Annotated in this window: 1 pseudogene; it reads right to left on the bottom strand. The window is 67.3% G+C overall.

What is annotated here, in order from left to right:
• Positions 1-775 (bottom strand): annotated as a pseudogene (locus JM664_RS00005) (transposase); the annotation flags it as partial.
• Positions 776-831: the final 56 nt, after the last annotated feature.

The raw sequence follows: 831 nt of genomic DNA, 5'->3' as shown, positions 1-831 counted from the left end.
ACGACGTCGCCGTTCCAGCAGGGGAACTCGAAGCCGTCGCTGCACCACCTCAGGTTTGAGCGCATGACGATGACCTTGCCGTCGTGGGTGCGCGCCGGCCGCTCGGTATGGCTCCGCGCGAGGAGCAGGTTGTTGGCCTGCATGATCCGGTAGACGCGCTTGTGGTTCGCTGGCGCCAGCCCCTGCGCCCGCAGCTGCCGGTTCAGCAGCGCCGTGATCCGCCGGTAGCCGTAGGTCGGCCGCGCCGCCACCAGCGTCGTGATCAACGGCAGCACCGCCGCGTCTTGCGCCTTGTGGTAGCGCCGCCGCGGCTTCGTCCTCCCGCTCAGCCGGTCATGCAGGTTCGAGCGTGACACGCCGAGCGTCTCGGCCACGGCTTTCATCGGGAACCGTCCTTCAGCGGCGACTGCGCGAGCAACGTCGGTTTTTTTGCCCGTGACTTCTCCAGCGCCTCCTTGAGGATCTCCGCCTCGAGCGTCTTGCGCCCCAGCTGCCGCTCGAGCTCCCGGATGCGATCCTCCATCTGCCGAACGGCCCTGTTGCTGGTCACCTCGTCGTCGCCGGTCACCGCCACGCTCCCTCCTTCCAGCATCAGCCTGCGCCAACGATAGAGGAGGTTCGGAGCGACGCCATTGCGCCGCGCAACGACCGAGATGCTCTCCCGCTCGTCCAGGGTCTCCTCCACGATCCGCAGCTTCTCGGCCGCGGACCAGCGGCGGCGACGGCCGCCATCCGTGATGATCTCGATCTCAGACATGAGCACGTGCTCAGGCATATGCCTAAGCCTCCATGGCTATGCCTGGGGGTCCGGTCGAAACGGGGGCCAGTTCA

This window comes from Roseitranquillus sediminis (assembly GCF_016918935.1).
Classification (GTDB): Bacteria; Pseudomonadota; Alphaproteobacteria; order Rhodobacterales; family Rhodobacteraceae; genus Roseitranquillus; species Roseitranquillus sediminis.
The sequence above is the reverse complement of the archived record's forward strand: the minus strand, read 5'-3'. Positions and strand labels throughout refer to the sequence as shown.